Below are 26,067 nucleotides of genomic sequence, written 5' to 3' on the forward strand. Positions count from 1 at the left end.
TAGATTTAACTCAATAAGGTGCTTTTTAAGAAAGCACCTTTTTTTGTGGTAAATTAAAGCTAAACATAGTGCCTTTACCAATTTCACTTTGTACGTAAATTTCACTATCCATCAGTTTTAATAACCCTCTGCAAATAGCCAATCCTAAACCACCTTGCTGGCGCCCCTCTTTATTAGAATTACTTGCTTGGTAGTGCGGGTCAAAAATAGCATTCAGCTCATCTTCTTTTATGCCTACGCCCGTGTCTGATACATGCACAAATAGTTGATTATCGTCACTGCGTTTTACATGTACTGCAATGCTGCCGCCACGAGGGGTATGCCTAATTGCATTGTCAATTAAGTTACTTAACACGCGCTCTAATTTAGCTATATCGGCAACCACAGGAAAGTCACAAATCGCAGGTTCTACCGACAAACCAATGCCTTTTTTATCAACGGCTAAACTAAATTTTGCCATGCAATCGTAAATGAGTTCACCTAAATTAAAGGTTTCTTTATTTATACTTATTTCGCCATTTTCTAAGTGAGCAAGTTCAAATATTTGCTCTATGAGTAGCTTTAATTGCCCACAATTATTAAGCGATACCTGTAAGTATTCTTGCTGCTCTTGTTTACTTAATTGCTCACCTGACTGATTTAGTACTTCTAAAAACCCCTGCAGTGAAGCAAGTGGGGGTACGTAGGTCGTGCGATAAGTGAGTTAGCAACTCTTTGCGTTGTTTATCGCCTTGTTCAAGCGCTTTAAACTGCTCATTAATACGCGTTAACATGGCTTGAATACTTCGCCCTAAACTATGCACTTCGTTACTTTTTTGCGTTGAATAGTTACTTAGCTTGGTGTCGGTAAGGCTGTAGTTAGCGGCTTCAATATTACTAACATCGCGTGCTAAGCGCTGAATTGGGTTGGTAAAAAAACGTAGTAAAATTAGCATCGCAATAAATAAAAATGCGAGTGCAGAGCCAAGCCATAAAGCGGCTAGCCATAACTTATCATTATTTTTTACAGTGCTTAGTGAGGTATCGTAAGCCTCGCCACCAATAATTACATATAAATAACCTTGTAGCTTATCTTGATTAAATACTGGCGCGGCTGAAAATATTTTTTGTTGCTCTTTATTACGAGGGTTATCACCATAAATAGGTGCAGCGCTTGGGTCGTTAATCAGCCTTTTTAAAGGCGTTAAACTAATATGCGTGCGTTTAACTTTACCCGGCTTTGCTGAGTAAGTAAGAATTTTTCCGGTTTCGTCTACAAAATAAAATTCAAACGCAGGACCTAATAACATTAAGGTATGAAAGAGGTTTTCAAGCGCTTTATAGTCGTAAACACCTTCCTTTATTAATGGATTATCTTGTACTAAGTGCTCGGCAAGCGCCAAATGTAAATTTTGCTCAGCATGGTGTTTTGAAGTCAGTTCTAATTGCTTGCTCCAGCCGTAAACAAGGGCGCAAATAAAACAAAAAATGACGACTAGCGATATAGCTAATTTTTGATACAAAGAAAGTTTCATAATAGGTGTCTTAATTGAGTTGGCTAGGGTTTAGTTAGTAACCAACACCCCAAACGGTTTCGATGATAGGTGCTTGTTGGTGTTCTTCTAGCTTGGCACGTAAGCGGTTTATGTGTGAATTAACCGTGTGCTCGTAGCCACTGTGTTGGTAACCCCATACTTTATCGAGTAACTGCTGGCGACTAAAAACATGATTAGGATGACGTGCAAGGTAAACGAGTAAATCAAATTCGGTGGCGGTAAGGTTAAGGGCTTGTTTACCTAAATACACTTGGTGCGAACTAAATTCTATATTGAGTGAGCCTATATTTAGTGTTTGTTCGCTATCAACGGGAGAGTTGTCGTTGTTTTGGCTCGCGAGTAGTTGTGCTCTGTGGCGTAATTGGGTTTTTACTCTGGCTTGTAATTCGCGTGCAAAAAAGGGTTTACAAATATAATCATCGGCGCCCATTTCAAGGCCAATAACTCTGTCCATATCGCTACTAAGCGCGGTGAGTAAAATTACGGAGATAGTAGGGTAATGCTCTTTTATTTTTCGGCATAAGCTTAAGCCATCCATTTGGGGTAAGTTTATATCGAGTAAAATAAGTCCGTAGGGATGCTTAGCTATTTTTTTTAAGGCAAGTTCTGCGCTCACAACATGATCAACATGTAAGTTAAGCGACGTTAGCTGCGTGGTAATTAACTTACCTATTTCTCTGTCATCTTCTACTACTAATATTTTTTCGTGACGCATGTATTACCTCGTAAAAAGGGGGGCATCCGTGCTCCCTTACTTTCCCATTACAAGCTGGAACGTTACTGCGTGCGCGTAATTACTATTTTCGATACTGGGTTATCACACTTATGTTCAACACCAAGTGCTGATGTAGATAATCCATCTTGATTTGAAACAATGCCTGGATGCATCGTTATTATATCGGCTGTATCGTCACGTATTTCGTTAAACCCTTCACCGCTAGCGGCAGGACCTGGCACAGTTTCAGCTGTTTCTGTATTTGCTTCCGTACCCGCATCATAAGCAGTCGTAGTGCGTGATAACGAACCGCCAACTTCTAATGTTGATACATCTAAAGAACTAAGACCGGTAAAAGCATCATTTGTATTCCTAAGCATGGCAGCAAATGACAAATTAAGCGTTTCTTGCTCTTCAACAGTAATTATTACTGTGGTGGTTTCACCAGGGCCAATAGCACCTTCAGCTGAAACTGCAGCAAGTGCACTTTCGTAGCTGAGGTATTCTTCATTTGCACCGCTTTCTGCAAGCATTTCTAAACCAACAGAAGCTGTGGTACCGAATGACCAAGGTGCTTCATCTTCAAAAGCAATGACAGAGAGTGGTGACAAAGGCTGTCCTGCAGTTAAGTTACTAAAAGTAATAGTAAACTCACTGATCACAGGTTCTACAACAATTGGCTCAACAACGACCGGTTCTTCTATTATTGGATCGTCATTATCGTTATCGCTACACGCTGCAAGTGTGGTTGCAAGTGCAAGCACTAGTAGACTTTTTTTAAGGTTGTTAGCAGATGACATAATCATGCTCCTACTTAACTGTAACGGTTAATTGTGCTACTGGGTTTAACCATCTGTGTACTGTATTACTTAAATCGCTATTACCCGCTTCTAAATCGTCATCACCTAAGCTACCCGGGTGAATATGAATGCTAGTATTTGTATCACCACTTAATACACCTGTACCGCCAGTGCCAGCGTCGCCACCTGGAGCTGCAGGAATACCTGGAGTACCTGGTGCGCCAGAGCCTTCAACTACAAGCTCATTGTTTTGTTCTGTGCCTGCATCGTAAGCATTTAAATTAATTGTGTAAGTACCCGCTTCTGTTGGGATTTTCCAGCTGTTTAAGCCTACAAAGCCATCATTAGTTGGTAGCATCATTGCAGTTAAAGATAGGTACTCATTACCGTCAGTCGTGCTCAGTGTTGCCGTTGTAGATGCGGCTGGTGCAAGTAAACCTTCAACTGGATTTGCAGCCATATCACTGCCCGCAGCAGTTGCTTGTGCAACTAACTCTGCAATATTGCCGCCTTCAGCCATTGTTTGTAGTGCTGTAGATGCTTGCGTTGCTACTTCAAACAGTGTGTCTTCGCTGTTGTGTGCTGTAATTAACAGTGGAGTAAAGTGAATACCTTTGGTTAGGTTAGTAACTTTTAGGTCTAATTCTGCGGCCATAGTCGATTGGCTAGCTGCCGCTAAAAGAATTGCGATTGTTAATGTAGAAGTTTTCATTATTATTTCCTGTAAGTGATGATTCGAATTAAGTATTGAATAATCGTCTCCAGAAACTCTCACAAACTTATCACTTTTTTATCACAAGATTTCACGCTGTGATTTTTAAACATAAATACGTTGGTTGATTTGTAGACATTTGTTTAGTTAAGAGGCAACATACATAAAACAAAAAGGAGAGTGTTATGGAAGAAAATCAACAGGTTGAACCAGTTAATAAAGATGACCGTACGTGGGCTATGTTATGCCACTTAAGTGCGCTTGCTGGGTTTGTTGTGCCGTTTGGCTCAATAATTGGGCCATTAATTGTGTGGTTAATTAAAAAAGATGAAATGCCAATTGTTGACGTGCACGGTAAAAAGGCGCTTAACTTTCAAATAACGATGGTAATTGCATATGTAGTTTGTTTTGTACTGATGTTTGTAGCAGTCGGCTTAATATTACTACCTATAGTGGCAATTTTTGGGTTTGTAATGGTTGTAATGGCAAGTATTAAAGCTAACGAAGGTAAAGAGTTTAATTACCCGTTTAGTTTAAATTTGATAAAATAAACACACAGTTTATTTTTATACCAATTGCATTAAATTAGTGATCTATTATAGCGATAAGAAAATAGCTCAATAACAAGGCTAAAATTATGATATGTAGTTGTTCTATATAAATAATTTTTAACGTAGTTAGTGAGTTATTTGATACGCTAGAATGATCATGTTTTTAATAAAATTGGTATTATAAACCCAGCTATAGGCTGGGTTTTTACGTTTAGCCATAAGGGCATTATGCTTTATCTCACGTTATTTATTAGCGCATTTATATCTGCGACATTACTGCCTAGCTCTTCTGAGGTGATAATGGTGGGAATGATTACTCAAGATAAAGTTAATTTATGGCTTATGTGGTGCGTAGCAACACTTGGAAATGTGTTAGGGAGCTGTGTTAATTACTGGTTAGGCACGCAGGTACTGCGTTTTAAAGATAAAAAATGGTTTCCTGTATCGCAAAAAGGGCTTGATAGCGCACAAAAGCAATTTAATAAATATGGAGTGTATAGTTTGTTGTTTGCTTGGCTGCCAGTTGTGGGGGACCCATTAACGGTGATTGGAGGTATATTTAAAGTACGATTTAGTACCTTTTTACTGTTAGTAACACTAGGCAAAGGCGCACGCTATTTAGCGGTTATCGCCCTTGCCGTAGGATTCGAAAGCTTTTTTAAATAAGTTTTTAAGACCTTATTTAGCCCAATCAAGCGTTAACGACACTGAATCGGCAAAACGCAGTGCATGTGGTTTATCAACACGTGCTTTAGCGTAATGAACGCTTGGGTGCGCGTGACAAACGGCAAGAATTTCAGCCACTAATTTTTCGAGCAGTAAAAAGTGCCCTTGCTCTACTAAGCTAATTACTTCTTTGGTAATCACTTTATAATTAAGTGCTTGGTCAACTTCATCCGTTTTACACGCGTCATCAGCAGGGTAGTGAATCTCTAGATTGATCACTACATCTTGCTTTTTTTCACGCTCATCGGGGTTAAAGCCAATAAACGTACGCAGGCGTAAATTAGTAACGTTAATAATTGCATTAGCCATAGGGTTAACCTTTTATAAGCTGCAAAAATTCGTTACGTGTTTTAGGATCGCTTCTAAAGTTACCTAACATTACTGATGTACGCATGCTTGAATTTTGCTTTTCTACACCGCGCATCATCATACACATGTGTTTTGCCTCAACAATAACGCCTACGCCCTTAGCGCCAGTAACTTCTTCAACTGCTTTAGCGATTTGATGCGTTAGTTGTTCTTGAATTTGAAAACGGCGTGAAAACATATCAACAATACGTGCAAATTTAGACAAGCCTAATACTTTACCGTTTGGTATATAAGCAATATGGCAACGGCCAATAAAAGGCAGTAAATGATGCTCACACATAGAGTAGAGCTCTATGTCTTGTACTAACACCATGTCGTCAGCGTCAGATGTAAATACTGCTTTATTAGTTATTTCATCAAGCGTTTGACGATACCCTTGCGTTAAATATTCCATTGCTTTTGCAGCACGTTTTGGCGTATCAAGTAAGCCTTCGCGGTTAGCATCTTCACCTACAGCGGTGATGATTTTTTCATAACTTTCTTTTAATTCATTGTGCATAAATATCTCAGTTTATTTATATTTACTTTAAATGACGACCGCCATCAATAGGCAAAGAGCGCCCTGTGATGTAGTGGCTTTGTAATAGTAAATCAATGCTATTGATAATTTCTTGGCATCCGGGTTCAATGCCCATTAATGATTTTTTAAGGGTCTTAGCTCGATATTGCTCATCGTCATGTTCATTAAAAATAATGAGCGATGGAGCAACCGAGTTCACTTTTATATTTGGCGCATATTTAGCGCTAAACGATTTGGTTAGGTTGTCGAGTGCTGCTTTACTTGCTGCATAAGCTAAGTGTTTAGGGCTGCCTGTTTCAACTACATAATCAGTAAGATGTATTATATCGGCAGGTACTTTTTCAATTTGCTGATAGTTTAAAAGCAGCTCTGCGCACATTAAATTAATTAAATACGGTGTTTTGGCATGTATTCGCATCATATTATCAAACAGTGCTGCAAAGTTAGGGTTGTTAGCTTCGCAGTCCCAGCTTGATGCGTTATGAACAATAGCGCGCAGCGATGTTGTATGCTCTTTAAGCGTATTTATAAATGCACTAATACCTTCATCGGTACTAAAATCGGCATAAATACATACAGCGCCTTGTTGCTCTAATTTATCAACAGCGGCGTGACGAGTACGATACGTGATAATAATACTCTGCCCTTGGGCTATATAATGCTGAGCGAGTGCTAAACCAATACGTTGGCCTGCGCCGGTAATTAAAATGGGCGATGTCATATAAGGCAGTGTTCTCTTTGGCGGGTAGTTATACCAATATCATTAAAAATATCATTGTTCTATCGCTATTTCATAGGGCTATAATAGCTCACTAATTTAATGCAATTGGTATTATAAAATTCAAAGCGTTAATTTATTAAAATATACGCAGCTTCTTAATCTGTCGATCAAAAAAGCAATTAATCCTCAAAGCATTAATTGCTTTATTTTAGCTACTAAACATTAATCGTAAATTGTCGGAATTGGTTGACGCTTATGTTGTGTACGCGTGTAAATGCTTACAAGCTTTTGTTCAACATCATTAGACACAGGTTTACCTTCTAAAAAGTCATCAATTTGCTCATAGCTCAAACCAAGTGCTTCTTCGTCTGTTAAACCTGGGCGGTCACTTTCTAAATCAGCTGTAGGTGCTTTATCTACCAATAAAGCTGGCGCACCTAGCGCAGTAGCAAGTGCACGAACTTGGCGTTTTGATAAACCAAACAGAGGGGCTAAATCGCACGCGCCGTCACCAAATTTAGTATAAAAACCAGTAATGTTTTCAGCACTATGATCGGTACCCACTACTAAGCCTTGGTAAAAACCTGCAATTTCGTACTGAGCAACCATACGTTGACGCGCTTTAACATTACCTTTAATAAAATCTATTTGAGCTTGCTCAGGCAGTGCTTCACCACAGCCAACTACAGCAGCTATCGCTTGCTCATGCAATGCATCAGCCGCAGGTTGTACGTTTACGGTCATACGTTTACTTGGTTGAATAAAATCAACCGCCATTTGTGCTTCATCTTCGTCAGCTTGTACACCATAAGGTAGGCGCACTGCAATAAACTGATACTTGTCAGTATCGTGTTCTTTATTTAGCTCGTTTACAGCAAGTTGACATAAGCGGCCGCAGGTTGATGAGTCAACACCACCGCTAATACCCAGTACTAACGAGCGTGAATGAGCTGCTACCAAACGTGTTTTAATAAAATTAACTCGGCGAGTTATCTCAGCATTTACATCAATCGTTGGCTGAACCTTCATTTCAGCCATAATTTCGGCGCGCATTGCCAGCTCCTTATAAAATTTAATATGTGATACGCAATAAACTTATTATGTGATTTAGTTTTAGTTAATTAAAGTTTTAAATGAGCTTTTATTTGGCGAAGCTCTGCTTTTAATTTTTCTACTTCTTCAAGTAAATCGCTTAATTCTTTGTCTTTAATTACTTCGCTTGGTAGAGCAACAAAGGCATCGGCGGGATTATTTTGTTGTTCGCCAAATAAATGAATATATCGGCTGTCGCGTTTACCAGCTTCACGCTCTAGCTTTGTGACGTACTCGCTTTCAATCAGTTTATTGAGCGCTGCCTCTACTTCATTTACGTTATTAAAATCAGCAAGCCTAGCACTGCGGGTTCTTAATTCACCAGGAGTCTGAGCACCACGCAAAAGTAATAAACAAACAATGGCACGCTGCTGAGCAGAAAATTGCAGATTACTAAATTCAGTGTTGCAAAAGCGGTGGTCGTATTTATTTACGCGACCCGAAAGACCTTCATCTATTGTAACCAAACGCATTTCTATTAGTTCATCGAGTGCGTTTTGCACGTCTTCATCTGTAAGACTTAACACAGGATCGCGATTAGATTTTTGGTTACATGCGTTCACTAGCGCGTTTAACGATAGCGGATAATGCTCTGGCGTTGTGCTTTGTTTTTCTAATAGGCAACCAAGAATACGTTGTTGATTTGTTGATAACTGCATAAATAATCTCAAATTAGTAAGCGTATTTTATTAGCTTACACCTTTATTGAATGCCAAGCCATTGTTGAAGCTTTGGTTGTAATGCAGCTAAATCGAGAGGCTTACTTAAATAGTCGTTCATGCCTGCGGCTAGGCATTTTTCTTTATCGCCCTGCATGGCATTGGCTGTTAGCGCAATAATAGTAATATTTTCATTATCTTTACCTGCATCACCTTCTCTAATGGCTTTAGTGGCCTGGTAGCCATCCATTTCGGGCATTTGGCAATCCATTAAAACTAGCTTATATGGTTTCCCTTGTTTTGCATTGAGCTTTACAATTGCCTCAAGTCCATTTTCGGCAATATCAAAAGTAACACCCGCCTGCTTTAATAGCGCAGAGGCAACCACTTGGTTTATTTTATTGTCTTCTACAAGCAGTAGTTGTGGCTCTGATGAGTCGAGTGCCGGTGCTTTAGTTAGCTTGTTTTGCAATTGAGCTTGTTGCTGCTGTTGTTCAATGTATTTATCGTTTGTAAGTGAGTCAAACAAATCAGACGGTGTGAGAGGTTTGAAAATCATACAGTCGACTTCCATACCTACTTTAGACTCCTCAGGTGAATAACTCATTGGCGCCATAATAACTAACTTGCAACTATGCATATTTATAAAGTTTTTGAGCGCGGTGATATGCGTTTGTGGGGCTTTTTCAAAAAAGTAGTAGTCAACTAAAATAGCACCAAGGTGGGTGGTTACATTATTTAAGTAATCATCAACCTCAAGATAGTTATGTATACAATTAACTTTTGCACCCCAAACAGTGAGCTGCTTATTAGCGGTGTTAGCATTTAACGAGCACTCATCAATAATTAAAATATGTTTGTTTTTAATTAAATGACTCGGTAAATCTTGTTCTTTACTTAAGCGCGGTTGTATTTGTACTGTGAAAGAAAATGTACTTCCTTCACCTTGCATACTGTTTACACTTACTTCACCGTTCATCAGTTCGCACAATTGTTTTACTATGGCAAGACCAAGCCCTGTGCCCCCAAATTGGCGTGTTGTTGAAGCATCGGCTTGTGTGAATGAGTCAAATAACGACGCTTGTTTTTTAGGGTCAATACCAATACCAGTATCAATAATCGAACACTGTAGGAACGAGCCATCCGTTGTTTCATCTATTCTGGCAGTAATGACTACTTCGCCATCAATAGTAAATTTAACTGCGTTGCCAATTAAGTTATTTAAAATTTGGCGCAAGCGGTTAGGGTCACTAATTATCTCGCTAACAGTTATTTGAGTCGCATCTAGAATAAGTTTTGTATTGTTTTGTTCTACCTTTAAAGCAAAGGATTCCACCACTTCGCCTAATAACCGAGGTAAATTAAATTGCACGTTTTCAATATCGAGCTTACCGGCTTCAATTTTAGAAAAGTCTAATATGTCATTAATTATATTAAGCAAAGATTGAGCTGATGATTGAGCAAGTTCAATATGATGTTTTTGCTGTAGGTCCAATTGAGTTTGCTTAATTATGTTAAGCATACCTAAAACACCGTTCATTGGGGTGCGAATTTCGTGGCTCATACTCGCTAAAAATTTACTTTTAGCTTCAACAGCTTGTTCGGCGGTTTCTTTGGCAGAAACTAGTTTTTGTTCGGTTTCAATTCGCTGTTGGCTTGAGTGCAAGCTGCCTATTAACGCTGCAACGGCAATTAAAAAGCTTTCTTCGTTTTTAGACCAGTAGCGTTTTGATTGGCATTGCTCTGCGCAGACGACTCCTATAGCGCCACTTCCTGCAGGGATTATTACGCACAGCATTGATTTAATCTCGAGAGTCATTAAATACTGTTCTTTAATTGGCGCGAGTATTGGGTGTTCTTGGGCGTCAGGCACATTAAATACAGGCTGGTGATCTATTGCATTAAAAAAGCCGGGAAGATTTTTTCTTAGCCAAATAGAGTCAATTTTATCACTAGACGAATGTTTACTATGTATGGCAAAAGGGCTTAGTTTGGATTTGTCTTCATTAAAAAACCAAATACTGGCACGTTTAATATCAAATGCTTGGCAGATTGCTTCAGTAATAATATCTTTTGATTGGCTCAGTTGCCCAGTTAATATTAATTTATTAACGGTAAGGGAGGCTAAAATTTCGTTGTGTAATGCTGTTTTATTATTTTCTAATTCAATCTTTTTACGGGTATCAATATTCTGTAATGAGCCAAAAATACGTGTGCATCGTCCATTTTTTCGTTCTGCTTCACCATGTACGAGTACCCAAACAGATTCACCTTCTTCATCCATTACTTCTAATTCAACTTCGTAGCTTTCACCATATTTTATAGCTCGTTCAATTAAAGGTTTAATTGTTTCTCTGCTAGTACCTTTTTTAAAGTAATTTAAATCTTTAGGCCATTCTGGTTGGCTATTTAATGGGTATTTAAATAGTTTTTTGGTTATATCAGACCAATACACTTGTTTCGTTTCTAAGTTAAATGACCATGCGCCTATTTGGGCTAGATCACTCATTGCCTCAAGCATTTTTTCGTTTTGTTGCTGGCGATTAAGCATTTTCAAAAAGAATAAAAAGGCCCAAATTAATAACCCGCAAATAATTATAATTGATAACCTAAGTGGCCACACAGCTGAATTTGGTGGGCTCCAACCTATTTTAGGTGCTACGTAAAGTTGCCAATTGCCACCTTGAAAGCTTAACGTAAACTCAAGGGGGTCTTGCTCTATTATGTTTTGATTACCGTAAAAAAACTCCCCTTTGCTGCCAAGTCCATGCCTGCCTTGTAAAGCGACGTTGTATTCTTTTTCTAGCTCATAAATACCTGAATTTTCATAGACTTTTTCAATGTTGAGAACAACTGAAAGTAATCCCCAAAAGCGATTTTCTGGCGGTATGTAAACAGGAACGCGGGCTATAAGTGCTATGTCACCTTGGATTAATTTTAATGGGCCAGCCATTACAATGGTATTTGTATCGCGAGCTCTAATAGCATCAGCGCGTTGGTTTTTTTCTTCTAAAAAGTTTAAACCGAGTGCTTTTTCATTACCTTTTAAGGGGTAAGTCATGCGAATTACCATATCGGGAGCGCCACCAATATTGCGAAGCTCATTTGAGGTTTTAAATAGTGGTTGGGCAATTTGTTCAAACTGTGTTTGCTGTAAATCAGGCTGCGCCGCTACGGCAACACCTAAACCTCGAACTAGTTGGATATTAGAAACTAAAATAGATTCTAATTGAGCTCGATATGTACTTACTTCAGAAAGAATTTGTAGGCGATGAGCATCTTTAACACGATTGTAGTTAATACGATCAAGAACGATACCAACTAGTACAGTTAGCGTAAGCGATAACCAAAAGGTCAACTTAAAGTTATGAACGTTCGTTTTTTTATTGTTAGTAGATGGTGGCATTTGCTACATCGTGGCGTTAATTTAGGCAAATTAACTATAGCTAATTTATTACACAAATGAAAACGGCGCATTAACAAATGCGCCGTTTATTTTTTATAATTAGTAGTTTAGCGAGTTACGAGTCGCTAACTTCACGCGCCCAGTGATTTTGCTTTGCTACATGTAGCTTGCGGTAACCATCAAGTAGCGCCGCATGCTTTTTAAAGCCTTCAAGCGATAAACCAGGGAAAGTTAAACCGTTAAACTGCTTTTTACCTTCGGCAATTTCTATAGCCAGCGCTACATTATTAGCACCAAACATTAAGCCTAGTGCATCTTGGTAATCTGCGTATTCGCGCTCGTCATCGTATTTAATTTCAAGAACTGCTTTTAAACAGCGGAAGTGGCGCATTGCCTCTTCATTTACTTGGCCTGTATGAAGTATCCAGTCAACCCAATCAATGGCTTCTTCGCTGCCTGCAGCTAAACATAGGTGCGCTTTAAGCTCACCTATACGCAGAGTGTGCCATGGTGTGTCGGCATCGGTTGCAAGGCCAATAAATTCTGCGGCGCGGATAATATCGCTGTGGCCTGCTTCTTCAAGGCAGTCGTAAATTTCCATCCATTGCTCTGCATCGTACTGATCAAGCGATAGGAATACTTCGCGAAATTTTGCGCCTTCGTTGTTGTTACGCCAAATAAGCTCATCAACAGGGTAAATGTCAGACATGCCAGGTACTAAAATACGACACGCGTATACGTTTAGGTGCGTGTAATCCATGATATAGATATCATGATCCATGCTATGAATTAGGTCAGTACAGAAGTTATATTCTTCTTCAGTTGTTCCGCTAAAGTCCCAGTGTACAAATTCAAAATCAGGTTTTGCACGGAAGAAATCATGCGAAATCAAACCGCTTGAATCAATAAAGTGCAGTTCAATGTTCTCTGGTGTTGCTACTTCATCGTTATCAAATGTAGCAGGTTGGAATACATCTAGCTGATCAAGACGACGACCTTGTAGTAACTCAGTCACGGTACGTTCAAGCGCAACTTCAAATGATGGGTGAGCACCAAAAGAAGCAAATACAGAGCCATCTGTTGGGTTAATAAGCGTTACGCTCATTACAGGGTATTTGCCCCCAAGTGATGCATCGGCAATACGTAAATGAAAGCCATGGCTGCGAAGTTCTTCACACGCTTCGTGAATTTTAGGGTATTGCTTAACAACATCTTCAGGCACGATTGGTAAACAAATACCTTCGGCGATGATGCGGTTTTTAATAGCGCGCTCAAATACTTCTGATAAACCTTGTACGCGAGCTTCAAATTTGGTGTTACCTGCGCTCATACCGTTAGATACAAAAATATTACCGATAACGTTTACCGGAATGTATACGTCTTGGTTATCGCGTTGGCGTGTGTATGGCAGGGTACAAATACCACGATCGATATTGCCTGAGTTAAAATCAAAAAGGTGTGATGCGTTTAGTTCGCGCTCTGGGTCAAAGTAATCCCATAAGCTTTCATCCATAATGCCCTCTGGCACTTCATCGCCTTCAACTTTAAACCATTTTTCGCTTGGGTAATGAGTAAACTCGCCATTAGCAAATTCTTCACCTAGATAAAAGTCTGCAAAAAAGTAGTTACAGCTTAAACGTTCAAAGTATTCACCGAGTGCTGAAGCAATAGATGCTTTGTCGGTTGCGCCTTTACCATTGGTAAACATAACACCGCAGTCGCTGTCTTTTATATGAACCGAATAACAGTTAGCTACAGGGTTAAGCCAAAGCGCTTCTTCAACATTAATGTTTAGGGCTTTAAGCTTGTTTTGCATGGTAGAGATTGACGATTCTAGGTCGCGGTCTTTACCTTTGATAAATGTTTTTTCAGTCATATTGATCTCAACTAGTTCTGCACGATGTGTGGAGCTGACATTATCGTGGATTTTGATGTTTATTTCACCCTTTGCGAGCAAGAACATTATTATTTAATAAAACTGTGGTTATTATATGTGCTTAACGCTTGGTCAAAACGTGCAAAGGAAACGGTGATGTTTAAAGTAATCAAACGCTTGTTGTTATTAATTGTGATATTAGGGCTGGCAAGTACCGCTGTTGTTTATGGGGTACTTAGTTTAAGTTTACCCGCCCTTGATGGAAACGGACGCAGTAACGCGGTAGCAGAGCCTGTAAAAATTTCGCGAGATGCATTAGGGCAAGCAGTAATAAACGCCAATAGCCGAAACGACGCCGCCTACGGTTTAGGTTATGCGCATGGGCAAGACCGATTTTTTCAAATGGATTTACTAAGGCGTAATGCCGCAGGTGAGTTAAGTGAATTATTTGGCCAAGCAGCGTTGGGGCTCGATAAAAAAATGCGTTTTCATCAATTACGTAAACGCAGCCAAATTATTTTACAAACCCTGCCTGAAGCAGATAAGCAATTACTTAAAAGTTACGCTCAAGGTGTAAACGAAGGTTTAGCGCAAGTAAGGTATTCAAGCTTTGAATATTTACTAACCGGTGCAGCGCAAAAGCCATGGCAAAGTGAAGACAGCCTACTTGTGATATTTAGCATGTACCTTGATTTACAAAGCGCCACATTTGAGCGCGACCAAGCACTTATTCAAATTGAGCAAGCATACACAAAGCAAATGGTTGATTTTTTAACGCAACCGAGTAAGTACCAAGCCGCGCTTGATGGCAGCAAATTAGCGCCTTATAACGGCGGCATACCTACCTTTCCAACTCAAACAAAGCATATAGTTAAAAGTATTGAAGCTAACCAAGAGCGCGGCAGTAACAACTGGGCTGTTACAGGGGCGCTTACTAAAACAGGTGCTGGTATGGTGTCGGATGATATGCATTTATCGATGGCAGTACCTGTAGTTTGGTACAGGGCACAATTAAATTACATGCACAGTGGTGAGCAGACTCAGGTAACCGGAGTATCGCTGCCCGGAGCACCAGCCATTGTTGTTGGCACTAACAACAATGTTGCATGGGGATTTACTAACGGTTATTTAGATACTGCCGATTGGATTGCATTAAACGATGATAGTAAAACATGGCAAGTTGATAAATCGATTGCATTACCCGATGGGGAGGTTGAAAACTATTCATTAATACTCAGTGAATACGGACCTGTAAAATATATTAACGAAAAACCTTATGCGTTGAGCTGGGCTGCCCATCAGCCTTATGCCGTTAATATGCAGTTATTAAAATTAGAGCAAGCCAAAACGGTAGATGATGCACTTGCTGTAGCAAGCGATGTGGGCATTCCGGTGCAAAACCTAATGGTGGTAGACAGCCAAGGTAGCGCAGGGTGGAAAAACATGGGCGGTATACCTGCTCGTAAAGCGCCAAGTGTGCTTGGCGTAAATGCCGATGACTACTCAGCGCTTTGGCAGCAAAATGAATTACAACGCCCCTTTATTAAAAATCCGCAAAACGGTCGATTATGGACTGGTAATTCTCGCGTGGTATCGGCTGAGGATGACGCACGTTTTGGTAATGGTGGCTATGCACTCGGCGCACGTTCGAGTCAAATTCGCGATAGATTATTTGAAAAACAAACATTTGCTGAGAGCGACTTTTACGCATTACAACTTGATAATCAAGCTCGCTTTTTAATGCCTTGGCATGCTTTGCTATTAAAGCAATTAAAAGCCGATACAACTAAAAATCAGCAATATATAACAGCGCTTGAAAACTGGCAGCAATGTGCGTGTTCAACCTCCATAGGGTATACCTTAGTTAAGCGCTACCGCGATGAAGTGATTAATATTTTATTTAGCAGTATGGAAGATGAATTAAATAAACAACAAGGCACACTTAAATACGTAAAACGAGATTTAGAGCCCGCTGTTTGGCAGCTTATAAACAACAAGCCCGACACATGGATAAACCCACAATTTAAAAGCTGGGATGAGCAGTTACAAGGAGCATTTAGCCAAACTATTACCAAGCTTACAGAACAATTTGGTAATAACGTACAAAGCTGGCAGTGGGGCAAGGTAAATGAGTTAGTGATAGAGCATCCGTTTGCAAAGCAAATGCCGTTACTTGCTAAGTTATTAAATATGCCCACAGCAGCGGGTTTTGGAGATAGTTATATGCCCGCCGTACAAGGGCGTAGTTTTGGCGCATCGCAGCGTTTTATTGCTCAACCTGGGCATTTAGAGCATGCAATTTTAGCTATTCCTGGTGGGCAATCGGGGCACCCTCTTTCTGAATTTTACAGAGCGGGGTTAGTGATTACGTTGAAGGTAAGCATACACCTTTATTGCCTCAAGAATTAATACATCAAATAGTAATAAAGCCGACACGATAAACTAAAGTATAGCTAAACACGTTCTATATAATTACCAATAAAACAACAGAGAACTAAAATGAAAAAAATACTACCCGCATTAATAACAGGTTTATTACTAAGCACTACAGCGCAAGCAGATGATGGCCCAGTAACAGCACAAAAGCTAAGTGAGCATGTATACGTACTATTTGGGCAAGGCGGTAATATTGCAGCAAGTGTAGGTGATGATGGCATTTATATTATTGATGATCAGTTTGCCAAGCTCTCAGATGATATTAAAAAAACCATTAGCGATTTAAAACCAGGCAGTGCAGAGTTTGTCATTAATACTCACCATCATGGCGATCATACCGGTGGCAACGAGAACTTTGCTAAAGCGGGTGCGCATGTTATAGCGCACGACAATGTACACAAACGTTTAGAAGAGCAGCACGGGGAGGGGTCAGACTTTTTACCGCGCATTAGTTTTGGTCACGACTTAAAACTACATTTTAATAACGAACACGCCCATGTAGTGCATTACGAACATGCACACACCGATGGCGATTCGGTTATCTTTTTTAGTAACGACAACATAGTGCACATGGGCGACATTTACTTTAATTTTGGCAGCTTACCGTTTGTTGATGTAGATAGCGGCGGCAGCGTTGATGGTATTTTAGCGGCAGTAAACGATGTAGTTAATCAAATTGACGACAACACTAAAGTAATACCAGGACACGGCAAGGTAAGTGACCGTTCAGGACTGATAGCGTATGGTAAGCTAGTTCAAAACGCGAAAGACGTAATGCTAAAAGCAATGCAAAATAATGCAAGCTTAGAGCAAGTACTTAAAGCCGATCCATTGGCTGAGCTGAATCTTGAATACGCAGGCTGGTTACCAAAAGAGAAAGTAACCACACTTTTTTATCGTAGCTTAAAGTAGTACGCGTAACGTAAAAAACATGATACAAAGCTGAGTGTACTTTAACGTACATTCGGCTTTTATTTTCTTATGCCCAAAGGAGTTGTGTATGTCGGCAGAAAAAACCCATCTTGAAATTTGTAACTTAACCAGAGAGCAATATCCGCAAATTAAAACCTTGATGGATCAAGCGTATCCCGACTTAGGCGGTGCGTGGCCAAGTCATACCATTTTTAGATTAATAGACCAATTTCCTGAAGGGCAAATAGGTATTGTAGATGACGGTGTGCTGGTGGGCTTAGCATTAAGCGTGCAGGTTGATTACACGCGTTTTTCAAACCCACATACATACGAAGATATTGCAGACGGTCACGACCGTGTATTTAGCGATACCGACGGCGATGCGCTATACGGCTTAGATGTTGCTATTAGCGAAAGTCACAGAGGCATGCGTTTAGGTCGTCGCCTTTATGATGCCCGTAAAGAATTGTGCCGCCAATATAACTTACGCGCTATTTTAGCAGGTGGGCGTATTCCGCGTTATTATAATCACAGTAGTGAAATGACGCCAATGGAATACATTGCAAAAGTAGATCAAAAAGAATTATACGATCCTATTTTAAGTTTTCAGTTATCTAACGATTTTCAGGTAAAACGCTTACTTAAAAAGTATTTACCGGAGGATCAAGAGTCTGTTGGTTACGCCACTCTACTTGAGTGGAATAACATTATGTATGAGCCAACCGACACGGTACTTGAGTCAACTAAATCAATCGTGCGTGTAGGTGCTGTGCAATGGCAAATGCGTTGTGTTGAATCGGTTGAAGAAATGCTAAAGCAGGTTGAATACTTTGTAGATACCGTATCTGACTACAAAAGTGACTTTATACTATTCCCTGAGTTTTTTAATGCGCCACTAATGGGGCTAGGGAATCAAAGTAATCAAACAGAAGCGATTCGCTATCTAGCGGAATATACCGAAACGTTTAAAAACGCGATGTCGCGCATGGCAATAGAATACAACGCTAATATTATTACCGGCTCTATGCCACTTGCCGAAGATGATAAAATTTATAACGTAAGTTACCTGTGCCATCGTAGCGGTAAAATAGACGAGCAACGTAAAATACACATAACCCCGCATGAGCAAAACGATTGGGTTATTCAAGGCGGCGATAAAATTGCCGTGTTTGATACCGATGCCGGTCGTGTAGGTATTCAAATTTGTTACGATGTAGAGTTTCCAGAGCTTTCACGCATATTGGCCAAACAAGGGTTAGATATTCTGTTTGTGCCATTTTGGACTGATACTAAAAACAGTTATTTACGTGTGCGCCACTGTGCACAAGCGCGTGCAATAGAAAACGAATGTTATGTGGTTATTGCAGGCTCAGTAGGTAATTTACCAGAGGTAGAAAGCCTTGATGTGCAGTACTCACAATCGGCGGTATTAACGCCATCGGACTTTTCGTTCCCGCACGATGCAACACTTAACGAAGCCACACCAAACACCGAAATGCTGCTATTTAGTGACCTTGATATGGATAAGCTTAAAATACTTCACAGCGAAGGCACAGTGCGTAATTTAAAAGATCGCCGCGAAGATTTATACGAAGTGATTGTTAAAAAGAGAGACGTTTAATGGCGTGGGTGTACTTAATTATTGCTGGGTTACTTGAAATTGGCTGGCCGATTGGCTTAAAAATTTCGCAAAACGCTGATACACGCTGGCAAGGCATAGCAATAGCGGTGGTATTTTTAGTCGCTAGTGGTTTTATGTTGTGGCTTGCACAAAGGCAAATATCAATGGGTACCTCATACGCCGTATGGACAGGTATTGGCGCCGCCGGTACGTTTTTAGTGGGTATATTGTTTTATAACGATGCCGCTACGTTTGGTCGTATTGCGGGAGTACTGATGATTATTAGCGGTGTGATAACACTAAAAATAAGCTCTTAGAATCAGCTCTTAAAGCTATAAAAACTATAACAGCGCAGGTATAAAAGCCTGCGCTTTTTTATGCCCTTAATTCGGCAACATAACCAAAACAGCGGCAATGGCTATGAGTATTAAGCCTGCTGTATCTTGTTTCTTAAGTGGCTGCTTTAACCAAAGAACGGCAATTAGCATGGTAAAAAACACTTCAACCTGTCCAAGTGTTTTAACGTAAGCAACGTGGTGTAAGCTCATTGCACTAAACCAGCCAATAGAACCGACACAACTAAAAACACTAATTGCGGCTGTAGTACCTTTGTATTGCCACAGTTTACTAAGTGTTTGCGGCTCTTTTAATAATAAATAGCCCAGTAGTATTAGTGTTTGTAAGCTAATTACAAACAGCAAAACCCAAGCTGCTGAGTGAGGAAATAATAATCCTGAATTTAAGCTCGCTTCTCGTACCCACAGCGATGTAAGTGCAAAGCAAGTACCACAAGCCAGTCCTAGTAATGCTGTTTTAGCATTAAAGTGTTTAACGCTTGTTATGCCGCTGAGTAGCAATACGGCAATAGCGCCAAAAAACACACCAAGCCAACCGAGCAAAGAAAGTGCCGAGCCAAAAAATAATACACCTAAAATAGCAGCTACTAACGCCTCGCTTTTGGCAAGACCAGCACCTACAGCGTAATTATTCATTTTAAATAACTTAACCATTAAACCAGTGGCAAGTATTTGCATCACACTTGCGCCTACAATAAATCCCCAAAAGGCATTATTAAACGTAGGCATGGCGGTATCTTGATATTGATACAAACCATATAAATACACGCCAGCAATAGGGCTTGCAATAATAAAGCGAGAGAGTGTTACGCCAGCAACACTCACATCGTTACTTAATTTACTTTGCAGGGCATTACGCCATGCTTGCATGAAGGCGGCTAAAAAAGTGAAAAATATCCAGGTCATGGTCGTCATCGTTAAAATGTAAGGCAGTAAAGTTAACAAGCTTTGTGAAGTAAAGCGATGCATTAACTATGATGTTGAATATTCATCATCTGCGACATTATGTCGCATGGGTTTGAGGATAAATTTAGCTATAGTAGGTCTGATGTTATTGTTAGCCGCCAGAGTTTGTCATAAAACGTATCTGGCGGCTTTTTTATTACGCTTATGCTAAATTATCCGAAACATCAAAAGGGTAAATTATGACAACATTAGTTGTATGTGCATTACTTGCGGTATTAATGCCTTACTTTGCAAAAGTGCCGGTTGCTATAGCAATGGCAAAATTGGGTCGATACGACAATAAACACCCAAGGGCGCAACAAACAAAATTAACCGGCTTTGGTGCACGGGCGCTCGCTGCTCATCAAAACTGTTTTGAATCGCTTGCTGTTTTTGCTGTCGCTATTGCAGTTGTACTGGGCACTAACTCTGTAGGTGCAGTGACCGAAACGCTAGCGGTTACGCATATTGTGTCGCGTATTTTGTATTGCGTATTTTACTATATGAACCTAGATATAATTCGCTCATTAGTGTGGTTTATTGGTTTGGGTACAGCCATTGCCATGATTGTGCTGAGTTTGTAGGTTTATAGCGTAAAACCACAAAGCAAGCAGCCTAAAAGGGCGCTTGCTTTGTAGTCTTGAACAACTCGTGGCGTTAATGCGATACTTTAATTCGCTCAATTAAATCGGTAGGCGCCACTTCACTGTTAATCGCAAAATCTAGTTGTACAAGTACATCTTCAAAACCTGAATCTGATGCTTTATATTTCCATTTTGCTAGCGCTTCTTTCGCTGATTTATCAAAAGTATTTTTAGGTTTAGATTGAATAACACTAATGTTTTTTGTTTTACCGTTTGCTGCAATATCGTATTTTAATACAACAGAGCCGCTGATCCCTTGTTGAGCTGCTTGTATTGGGTAAGCAGGTTCAATGCGTATTGTTGGTGAAATGTGATCCTCTTTAGTCATTGCCTCTGGTTGCTTTGCAATCGCTAATCCGCTTAGCATACTTGCTGCTACAAGCAATAAGCCACCTTTAGCAAACTTTGAACGCTCCCCGCTGTGTTTTATATTAGTAAGTCGTTGTAACATGGTTTTTTTATCTCCGTAGTGTGAATAAGCCATAAGCCCTGTGGGCGCATTTGCCGCGCAGTTTATTAAGGCTTTGCTATATAAAATATGTTGTTGTGTGGTTTTATTGGCAAGTACCCGTTCATCACAAGTTAGCTCTTGTAGTCGGCGCATGCTTGCGTAACAAACCCAAGCTAGTGGGTTAAACCAAAGTAAAATAGTAGGTAGTAATATAAGTGTGTTTGTTAGGTTGTCTTTGCGTTTTATGTGTACGTTTTCGTGCTCTAAAATAAGCGCTAATGTGGCTTTATCAAACTGGGTATTGTAGTTACTCGGTAACACCAGCTTGCTGTTTAAAATACCGACCACCATTGGCGTGGCTACATGTTGGCTGGTATAGGCATTAACACCAGTGGCAAGAGTACCTTCAAATTGTGTTAACTCAGTTAACTGCAGGCTTTTAACAAAACGGGTATGTGTAATAAAACTAGCTATTAATAACCCTGCGGTAATAAGTACATACATGAGCGCCCAGCTAATACCCATTTCATGTGTAAAAGGCTGGTTAGGGGTGATTAAGTAACGGCTAATATTGCTATTTTGCAGTGGTTTAATCGCATTTGGTAAATTAGCAATCACCAATGCCGCAGGTAATAGCCATGCTAATTTATATACAAACCGCGAGCCAAGGGCTTTTAAAGCAAATCGCTCAAGTAAAATAAATCCACAAAACAAAATACTTAATAGTAATTGCTGCTCAATCAACCAATTAAAACCAGTTTGAATAACCATGTTAATCCCTTACTTTTGGTTTTTTTCCCAGTCATCTATAACTTTTTTAAGCTCGTTTATATCTTGCTGAGAAAGCTGCTCCGATTTAGCAAAACCGCTTACAAGTGGCGCAATACGTCCACTAAAAAAGCGCTCAATAAAGTTTTGGCTTTCTTTTAGGGTGTAGTCGGCGCGCTCCATACACGGCATATAAATATACTGGCGACCTTCTTTTTCAAATGTAAGTGCGCCTTTTTTTACTAGTCGGCCTAGTAGGGTTTTAATGGTTTTTTCGTGCCATTGCTTATCGTCGCTTAAGCGCTCAATTATTTGGCTCGCGGTGGCGGGGTAGTTAATCCAAAGTGCGTCGAGCACGTCAAACTCTGCTTTTGATAACTCAATCATGCTATTGCCTACAAATGTAATCTTTAATTTAAGACTACACCTGTAATCTATTTTTGCAAGTTTATTTTTAACTTTTTGAGATATAGTTAAGTGACTTGGTATTAGATTTTTGAAATATCGTTTTTATTAATTTGTATATATTGGTTTTCAGGTAGGTTTAGCTTTGAAAGGGTGAGGTCACTAAATTGCACTCTAAATAAGTCAATTACTTTGTATCCGCAGTAATGCGCCATTTTACGTATTTGTCTGTTTAGCCCTTGTTTTAAAACAATACTAAACTGATTACTGGCTATTTTATTTACCTCACAAGGCAGGGTTATGTGTTTATCAACGGGTACGCCTGCTGCCATTTTTTTACAAAAATCATCGTCTAAAGGCTTATTTACGATGACTAAATAATGTTTAGGCTGGTGGAAGTCAGGATGTATTAGTTGATTACAAAAATCCCCATCGTTGGTCAAAATAAGCAAACCGCGAGAGTCTTTATCTAATCGACCAATAGGGTAAACACGGGTGAGTGTGGGCAAATGGTGAATAAGGCTGGCAGGGTCATCAATATTTAATTTACAGTCAATACCTACTGGTTTGTGGTACGCAAAATAAACTAAATCGGCAGCACCTTTAATTTCTCTTTCGTTCACTATTATTGTGTCTTGCTCATCAACGTGATCTATATGATTTGCTGGGCGATTATTTACAGTCACCACACCTTCATCAATTAAACGCGATGCCTGTTTACGAGAGCAAATACCTGCATGGGCAATATATTTAGCGAGTCGAATTTTTGTGATCATAACGTGTGACGCCAGCGGCTAATAAAAATTTGATCGCGATTATAGCAAAGCTGCGTATCGATAATGCTAAATATAAAAAGGTAAACATGATGGGTATTAAATTTTCACAGTTAAAAAAGCACGAACCGCTACAAAAAGTTATTGTTCACTCGTTAGATATGGCGCTTTATCAAGTATCAGTGATGATTAATAACGTTGAATATTATGTAACAGAAGACAGCGGTGAGTTTTTAAGAGCACTCAGCCCACTGCATGTACAAAAACGTTTTGAAAAAATAGCGTACGCACAGATGATGTTAAGGCAAACAAGCGCTTACGACGAAATGTGCGGCCAGCCGGATAAAACCAGCAGCAATATGCTTGAAGTACCTTATGGTAAAAATAATCTTTATTGATTGAGCTAATTTGCTAGTATCTGCTTTTTAAGGGCGATAAATGTATCAATTAAAAGTAGATAATACCGATGCGTTAAACTCAGCGCTTCGCGCACAAATGGTTGAATTTAACGCCGAGCATTTTGATGTGCAAAGAGTGCCATTAGGCTATAAATTTACTGATGAGCAGGGCGAGCTTGTTGCCGGTATTAGTGGGTGTGTGTTTGGAAACTGGCTGATGATTAGTTGGCTTTGGTGTAGCGATAGTGCGCGAGGTAAAGGGCTTGCAGATAAACTGCTAACGGCACTTGAACCAGCAGCTATTGAGCTAGGTGCTACAACTGCTCAGCTTGATACACTTGATTTTCAAGCAAAACCCTTTTATGAAAAGCGCGGTTATAGTGTTAAGTATCAACTTAATAATTACCCACGCTCAGGTACGCGTTACTTTATGGAAAAAGCACTTTAATTTTTGCTGGCTATTTCGCTTTTAGTGGCTCGCCTTCAAAGGTAATACCTAAAAAAGGTGTTGCCTCTGGTGCTAACATAAACGTGCGAATGTTCATATGATCATCCCCTTTAGGGTTTTGCAGCACGTCTTCTCGGTAAAACTTACCAAAACAATCCAACGTATTTTGTTTACTTAAATCGTTTAATTTAGCAAACGCAAAAATTTTACACGAGCCGTTGTTCTCACTCGCAGCGCTAAGTAATCCATGGTTATTAAAGCCACATGCAGTAAAGTCGTAATTTGCTTCTATCACGGCCATTGTATCGGTAAATTGAATGCTTTTTGGGTTTTCAGCAAGTGCTTTTAAATAGTTATTTAGTGTCATGTGTTACCTTTGGGTTTTTAATTATTTAGCGCTCAACTCTAGCTCATCTGTTTGCTGATTTATATTGAATTTAAATCGCGATAAAAAGTTCATTCCTAGCAAACCTTGCCCACGGGTGTTTTCAATGCTTAGCACTTCAAAGCCGTAAATAATTTGCGAGCCCACTTTAAACGATTCAATTTGATAACGCTTTACAACAATTTGACCATTCGCTGTATTTACCGTTACATCGCCTAAATATAAAGGCTGTGGCGAAATTTTCTCAATAATATTTGTAGGTAGTGAGGTTACGCTTGCGCCTGTATCAATCATTAGTTCGGTTGATAGGTTATTATTTATTTCGGTGTTTATTAAGTAGTGCGCGCCGTAAGGCGTTAAAGCAACAAAGTCGTCTTGCGATTGTGCTTTATTGATCATCGCTTGCAGTGTTTGCACTTGGCTTTTTAGATTGTGCTGGTTTGGCATTCGATCAAGGGTTGCTTGTGCGCTAATTAAATCGCCTTGCTGATAGTAGGCATACGCAAGCGGATATAAAAACTGCGCGTTATCGCTTTTATAATCAAGCCAAATTTGTGTTTGCTCAATAATAGCTTGCCAATTTTGTTGCTCAGTTAATGTGTGTAATTCGTTTTGAGTGAGCGTATTTAAACGCGTATTTACATTACTTTGCTGATCAGCAGGTTGTAATGAATTAAGCTCAAATAAAGCAATAATGGCATTTTGTGTTTGCTCGCTATTTATTAAATACTCAACCTGTAAATTAAGTAACTCTACGTTATAAGGGCTGTTATTTAATAGCGCATTGAGAAATGATTCGCTGAGTAATAAATTGCTATTTAGCCATGTTTTAAGCTGCACTAGCCACGATGAATAAAGGTTTTTTGCGATTTCTGGATTGCTGTTTTTGAGTTGTTGATAGCTACTAAGTGCGGCTTCAAATTGGTGTTTTTTAAACTGCTGCTTTGCCGTATTTAATAGCGTATTTTGTTGTTTAGGCGATATGCTTTTTTCAGCACCTTGCGTTTTTTGTACTTTGGTTGGCGCGGGCTGCGGCCACAATAAATAAGCGTTAAGGCTAAGTGAGCCAATTAATAGCAAGGTAATTAGCTTGGTATAGTGGCTCATTGTGACCTCTTATTTAATGCAATTGGTATTATTTAATAAAGTGCGTTAAGGCATGAATATTGGCTATTTCAATATCAGCCAGCCCTTTATAAGCATAATTGGCGCCTTGATCGTTTAACCATACCGATTGGCAACCAGCATTATTTGCGCCTTGTACGTCGGTATCTAGGCTATCGCCAATGTGTAAAATTTCACTTTTAGCAACGTTTAAGTGCTCGGCGGCTTTATCAAATAAGGTGCTGTGAGGTTTTGCTTTACCGTGCATACCGGCTTGTAATACAAGCTCAAATTTATCGTGTAAGTTAAAGCGTTCAATTTCAACATTACCATTAGTTATAGCAACCAGCGTAAAGTGCTGGGCTAAGTTATCTAGCAGCTTTAGTACGTCGTCGGTTACCACTATTTTACTGCGCGCATTGGCAAAGGCGTTGTAGGCAGCATCGGCATGATGCTCTACCTCTTGCTCGTTCAAATCTAGTTTAGAGAGGGCTAAGCGCAGTGTATGTTGGCGCCATTTAGTGACGTTATCAGCAAGTTCAGGTAACTTTAATACGGCCTCATTGCGGCATTGTTGCCAGTATTTGGGGCCTTGGGCTAAGTAGCTAGGGAGCGTGTTTAAATAATCTTGCTGCGCTTTAACCGCTGCTTTTATAATGGGGTGATTGTTGTAAAGAGTGTCGTCTAAATCAAAGCTCATGACAGAAAATGGCTTAATAGCACGATTAAATCGGATCAT

Annotated in this window: 25 protein-coding genes and 2 pseudogenes; 9 read left to right on the forward strand and 18 right to left on the reverse strand. The window is 39.7% G+C overall.

What is annotated here, in order from left to right; translation table 11 throughout:
* Positions 1–25: 25 nt before the first annotated feature.
* The 4 genes and pseudogenes from GQR53_RS06530 to GQR53_RS06545 form a co-directional block, all read right to left on the reverse strand.
* Positions 26–1,514: pseudogene (locus GQR53_RS06530) on the reverse strand (HAMP domain-containing sensor histidine kinase).
* Positions 1,515–1,548: 34 nt separating this feature from the next.
* Positions 1,549–2,250, reverse strand: coding sequence for a response regulator transcription factor (locus GQR53_RS06535; RefSeq protein ID WP_165743247.1), 702 nt, complete (start codon positions 2,248–2,250; stop codon positions 1,549–1,551).
* Between the two features lie 62 nt (positions 2,251–2,312).
* Positions 2,313–3,050 (reverse strand): spondin domain-containing protein, encoded by a 738-nt coding sequence (locus GQR53_RS06540; protein ID WP_165743248.1) that lies wholly within the window; start codon positions 3,048–3,050, stop codon positions 2,313–2,315.
* Positions 3,051–3,060: 10 nt separating this feature from the next.
* Positions 3,061–3,762 carry a spondin domain-containing protein gene (locus tag GQR53_RS06545; protein WP_165743249.1) on the reverse strand — a complete coding sequence of 234 codons (702 nt, stop codon included), beginning with the start codon at positions 3,760–3,762 and terminating at the stop codon, positions 3,061–3,063.
* 185 nt (positions 3,763–3,947) lie between these two features.
* Here GQR53_RS06545 and GQR53_RS06550 point away from each other — a divergent pair, with 185 nt between their 5' ends.
* Both GQR53_RS06550 and GQR53_RS06555 read left to right on the forward strand, forming a co-directional pair.
* The gene (locus GQR53_RS06550) at positions 3,948–4,313 is read left to right on the forward strand and encodes a DUF4870 domain-containing protein (protein ID WP_165743250.1); all 366 of its coding nucleotides are present in this window, start codon (positions 3,948–3,950) and stop codon (positions 4,311–4,313) included.
* Positions 4,314–4,541: 228 nt separating this feature from the next.
* Positions 4,542–4,979 carry a YqaA family protein gene (locus GQR53_RS06555; protein WP_149594638.1) on the forward strand — a complete coding sequence of 146 codons (438 nt, stop codon included), beginning with the start codon at positions 4,542–4,544 and terminating at the stop codon, positions 4,977–4,979.
* A gap of 12 nt (positions 4,980–4,991) precedes the next feature.
* Here the strand turns inward: GQR53_RS06555 and folX are convergent, their stop codons facing one another.
* The 7 genes from folX to ycaO form a co-directional block, all read right to left on the reverse strand.
* The gene (gene folX, locus GQR53_RS06560) at positions 4,992–5,348 is read right to left on the reverse strand and encodes a dihydroneopterin triphosphate 2'-epimerase (protein WP_002962340.1); all 357 of its coding nucleotides are present in this window, start codon (positions 5,346–5,348) and stop codon (positions 4,992–4,994) included.
* A 4-nt stretch (positions 5,349–5,352) separates the two neighbouring features.
* Positions 5,353–5,907 (reverse strand): GTP cyclohydrolase I FolE, encoded by a 555-nt coding sequence (folE, locus tag GQR53_RS06565; RefSeq protein WP_002962341.1) that lies wholly within the window; start codon positions 5,905–5,907, stop codon positions 5,353–5,355.
* A 22-nt stretch (positions 5,908–5,929) separates the two neighbouring features.
* A complete protein-coding gene (gene folM / locus GQR53_RS06570) occupies positions 5,930–6,649 on the reverse strand; it encodes a dihydromonapterin reductase (protein ID WP_165743251.1) in 720 nt (239 codons plus the stop codon).
* Positions 6,650–6,871: 222 nt separating this feature from the next.
* The gene (nadE, locus tag GQR53_RS06575) at positions 6,872–7,702 is read right to left on the reverse strand and encodes an ammonia-dependent NAD(+) synthetase (protein WP_165743252.1); all 831 of its coding nucleotides are present in this window, start codon (positions 7,700–7,702) and stop codon (positions 6,872–6,874) included.
* Between the two features lie 68 nt (positions 7,703–7,770).
* On the reverse strand, positions 7,771–8,400 hold the full coding sequence (locus GQR53_RS06580; RefSeq protein ID WP_002962344.1) for a YceH family protein: 630 nt from the start codon (positions 8,398–8,400) through the stop codon (positions 7,771–7,773).
* A 43-nt stretch (positions 8,401–8,443) separates the two neighbouring features.
* On the reverse strand, positions 8,444–11,806 hold the full coding sequence (locus tag GQR53_RS06585) for an ATP-binding protein (protein ID WP_165743253.1): 3,363 nt from the start codon (positions 11,804–11,806) through the stop codon (positions 8,444–8,446).
* 115 nt (positions 11,807–11,921) lie between these two features.
* Positions 11,922–13,682, reverse strand: a complete 1,761-nt coding sequence (gene ycaO / locus GQR53_RS06590; RefSeq protein WP_165743254.1) for a 30S ribosomal protein S12 methylthiotransferase accessory factor YcaO — start codon at positions 13,680–13,682, stop codon at positions 11,922–11,924.
* Positions 13,683–13,838: 156 nt separating this feature from the next.
* Here ycaO and GQR53_RS06595 point away from each other — a divergent pair.
* From GQR53_RS06595 to GQR53_RS06610, 4 genes and pseudogenes are all read left to right on the forward strand, one after another.
* A pseudogene (locus tag GQR53_RS06595) lies at positions 13,839–16,123 on the forward strand (penicillin acylase family protein).
* 58 nt (positions 16,124–16,181) lie between these two features.
* Positions 16,182–17,030 carry an MBL fold metallo-hydrolase gene (locus GQR53_RS06600; RefSeq protein ID WP_039486908.1) on the forward strand — a complete coding sequence of 283 codons (849 nt, stop codon included), beginning with the start codon at positions 16,182–16,184 and terminating at the stop codon, positions 17,028–17,030.
* 88 nt (positions 17,031–17,118) lie between these two features.
* Positions 17,119–18,651, forward strand: a complete 1,533-nt coding sequence (locus GQR53_RS06605; protein ID WP_024595458.1) for a bifunctional GNAT family N-acetyltransferase/carbon-nitrogen hydrolase family protein — start codon at positions 17,119–17,121, stop codon at positions 18,649–18,651.
* Complete coding sequence (locus GQR53_RS06610) at positions 18,651–18,968, forward strand: multidrug efflux SMR transporter (RefSeq protein WP_002962354.1); 318 nt, start codon at positions 18,651–18,653, stop codon at positions 18,966–18,968. The genes GQR53_RS06605 and GQR53_RS06610 overlap by 1 nt, the downstream gene beginning before the upstream one ends.
* A gap of 66 nt (positions 18,969–19,034) precedes the next feature.
* Here GQR53_RS06610 and GQR53_RS06615 read toward each other — a convergent pair whose 3' ends face one another.
* Positions 19,035–19,922 carry a DMT family transporter gene (locus GQR53_RS06615; protein WP_197098934.1) on the reverse strand — a complete coding sequence of 296 codons (888 nt, stop codon included), beginning with the start codon at positions 19,920–19,922 and terminating at the stop codon, positions 19,035–19,037.
* Between the two features lie 230 nt (positions 19,923–20,152).
* Between GQR53_RS06615 and GQR53_RS06620 the strand changes: the two genes are divergently transcribed.
* Positions 20,153–20,536: an MAPEG family protein gene (locus tag GQR53_RS06620; RefSeq protein WP_165743255.1), complete on the forward strand. Its 384-nt coding sequence runs from the start codon at positions 20,153–20,155 to the stop codon at positions 20,534–20,536.
* A gap of 73 nt (positions 20,537–20,609) precedes the next feature.
* On the opposite strand, the gene GQR53_RS06625 is transcribed toward GQR53_RS06620, so the two are convergent.
* The 3 genes from GQR53_RS06625 to GQR53_RS06635 form a co-directional block, all read right to left on the reverse strand.
* Positions 20,610–21,818, reverse strand: coding sequence for a TonB family protein (locus GQR53_RS06625; RefSeq protein WP_165743256.1), 1,209 nt, complete (start codon positions 21,816–21,818; stop codon positions 20,610–20,612).
* A 9-nt stretch (positions 21,819–21,827) separates the two neighbouring features.
* On the reverse strand, positions 21,828–22,202 hold the full coding sequence (locus GQR53_RS06630) for a BlaI/MecI/CopY family transcriptional regulator (protein ID WP_007580531.1): 375 nt from the start codon (positions 22,200–22,202) through the stop codon (positions 21,828–21,830).
* Positions 22,203–22,303: 101 nt separating this feature from the next.
* Entirely contained in the window at positions 22,304–22,996 is a 693-nt protein-coding gene (locus GQR53_RS06635; protein ID WP_165743257.1) for a pseudouridine synthase, read from the reverse strand.
* Positions 22,997–23,085: 89 nt separating this feature from the next.
* Between GQR53_RS06635 and GQR53_RS06640 the strand changes: the two genes are divergently transcribed.
* Complete coding sequence (locus GQR53_RS06640) at positions 23,086–23,391, forward strand: DUF6482 family protein (RefSeq protein WP_002961002.1); 306 nt, start codon at positions 23,086–23,088, stop codon at positions 23,389–23,391.
* A gap of 40 nt (positions 23,392–23,431) precedes the next feature.
* Complete coding sequence (locus GQR53_RS06645; RefSeq protein ID WP_165743258.1) at positions 23,432–23,839, forward strand: GNAT family N-acetyltransferase; 408 nt, start codon at positions 23,432–23,434, stop codon at positions 23,837–23,839.
* 10 nt (positions 23,840–23,849) lie between these two features.
* Here the strand turns inward: GQR53_RS06645 and GQR53_RS06650 are convergent, their stop codons facing one another.
* From GQR53_RS06650 to GQR53_RS06660, 3 genes are read right to left on the reverse strand one after another with little or no spacing between them, the layout of a single operon-like run.
* Positions 23,850–24,206 (reverse strand): HopJ type III effector protein, encoded by a 357-nt coding sequence (locus tag GQR53_RS06650; protein ID WP_002960998.1) that lies wholly within the window; start codon positions 24,204–24,206, stop codon positions 23,850–23,852.
* A 21-nt stretch (positions 24,207–24,227) separates the two neighbouring features.
* Positions 24,228–25,331, reverse strand: a complete 1,104-nt coding sequence (locus GQR53_RS06655) for a retroviral-like aspartic protease family protein (protein ID WP_165743259.1) — start codon at positions 25,329–25,331, stop codon at positions 24,228–24,230.
* A gap of 28 nt (positions 25,332–25,359) precedes the next feature.
* Positions 25,360–26,067 carry an HAD-IA family hydrolase gene (locus tag GQR53_RS06660; RefSeq protein WP_165743260.1) on the reverse strand — a complete coding sequence of 236 codons (708 nt, stop codon included), beginning with the start codon at positions 26,065–26,067 and terminating at the stop codon, positions 25,360–25,362.

The organism is Pseudoalteromonas sp. Z9A6, from assembly GCF_011378805.1.
GTDB classification, from domain to species: Bacteria; Pseudomonadota; Gammaproteobacteria; order Enterobacterales; family Alteromonadaceae; genus Pseudoalteromonas; species Pseudoalteromonas distincta.

What these genes read in the sequence shown, in the direction of transcription:
- ycaO (WP_165743254.1), bottom strand. Translation starts at nt 13,682, where the DNA reads ATGACTGAAAAAACATTTATCAAAGGTAAAGACCGCGACCTAGAATCG.
- GQR53_RS06600 (WP_039486908.1), top strand. Translation starts at nt 16,182, where the DNA reads ATGAAAAAAATACTACCCGCATTAATAACAGGTTTATTACTAAGCACT.
- GQR53_RS06605 (WP_024595458.1), top strand. Translation starts at nt 17,119, where the DNA reads ATGTCGGCAGAAAAAACCCATCTTGAAATTTGTAACTTAACCAGAGAG.
- GQR53_RS06535 (WP_165743247.1), bottom strand. Translation starts at nt 2,250, where the DNA reads ATGCGTCACGAAAAAATATTAGTAGTAGAAGATGACAGAGAAATAGGT.
- GQR53_RS06550 (WP_165743250.1), top strand. Translation starts at nt 3,948, where the DNA reads ATGGAAGAAAATCAACAGGTTGAACCAGTTAATAAAGATGACCGTACG.
- GQR53_RS06610 (WP_002962354.1), top strand. Translation starts at nt 18,651, where the DNA reads ATGGCGTGGGTGTACTTAATTATTGCTGGGTTACTTGAAATTGGCTGG.
- GQR53_RS06615 (WP_197098934.1), bottom strand. Translation starts at nt 19,922, where the DNA reads ATGACGACCATGACCTGGATATTTTTCACTTTTTTAGCCGCCTTCATG.
- GQR53_RS06645 (WP_165743258.1), top strand. Translation starts at nt 23,432, where the DNA reads ATGTATCAATTAAAAGTAGATAATACCGATGCGTTAAACTCAGCGCTT.
- GQR53_RS06545 (WP_165743249.1), bottom strand. Translation starts at nt 3,762, where the DNA reads ATGAAAACTTCTACATTAACAATCGCAATTCTTTTAGCGGCAGCTAGC.
- GQR53_RS06620 (WP_165743255.1), top strand. Translation starts at nt 20,153, where the DNA reads ATGACAACATTAGTTGTATGTGCATTACTTGCGGTATTAATGCCTTAC.
- GQR53_RS06630 (WP_007580531.1), bottom strand. Translation starts at nt 22,202, where the DNA reads ATGATTGAGTTATCAAAAGCAGAGTTTGACGTGCTCGACGCACTTTGG.
- GQR53_RS06635 (WP_165743257.1), bottom strand. Translation starts at nt 22,996, where the DNA reads ATGATCACAAAAATTCGACTCGCTAAATATATTGCCCATGCAGGTATT.
- folX (WP_002962340.1), bottom strand. Translation starts at nt 5,348, where the DNA reads ATGGCTAATGCAATTATTAACGTTACTAATTTACGCCTGCGTACGTTT.
- GQR53_RS06540 (WP_165743248.1), bottom strand. Translation starts at nt 3,050, where the DNA reads ATGTCATCTGCTAACAACCTTAAAAAAAGTCTACTAGTGCTTGCACTT.
- GQR53_RS06650 (WP_002960998.1), bottom strand. Translation starts at nt 24,206, where the DNA reads ATGACACTAAATAACTATTTAAAAGCACTTGCTGAAAACCCAAAAAGC.
- GQR53_RS06655 (WP_165743259.1), bottom strand. Translation starts at nt 25,331, where the DNA reads ATGAGCCACTATACCAAGCTAATTACCTTGCTATTAATTGGCTCACTT.
- GQR53_RS06585 (WP_165743253.1), bottom strand. Translation starts at nt 11,806, where the DNA reads ATGCCACCATCTACTAACAATAAAAAAACGAACGTTCATAACTTTAAG.
- GQR53_RS06580 (WP_002962344.1), bottom strand. Translation starts at nt 8,400, where the DNA reads ATGCAGTTATCAACAAATCAACAACGTATTCTTGGTTGCCTATTAGAA.
- nadE (WP_165743252.1), bottom strand. Translation starts at nt 7,702, where the DNA reads ATGCGCGCCGAAATTATGGCTGAAATGAAGGTTCAGCCAACGATTGAT.
- folM (WP_165743251.1), bottom strand. Translation starts at nt 6,649, where the DNA reads ATGACATCGCCCATTTTAATTACCGGCGCAGGCCAACGTATTGGTTTA.
- GQR53_RS06625 (WP_165743256.1), bottom strand. Translation starts at nt 21,818, where the DNA reads ATGGTTATTCAAACTGGTTTTAATTGGTTGATTGAGCAGCAATTACTA.
- GQR53_RS06555 (WP_149594638.1), top strand. Translation starts at nt 4,542, where the DNA reads ATGCTTTATCTCACGTTATTTATTAGCGCATTTATATCTGCGACATTA.
- folE (WP_002962341.1), bottom strand. Translation starts at nt 5,907, where the DNA reads ATGCACAATGAATTAAAAGAAAGTTATGAAAAAATCATCACCGCTGTA.
- GQR53_RS06660 (WP_165743260.1), bottom strand. Translation starts at nt 26,067, where the DNA reads ATGATCCGATTTAATCGTGCTATTAAGCCATTTTCTGTCATGAGCTTT.
- GQR53_RS06640 (WP_002961002.1), top strand. Translation starts at nt 23,086, where the DNA reads ATGGGTATTAAATTTTCACAGTTAAAAAAGCACGAACCGCTACAAAAA.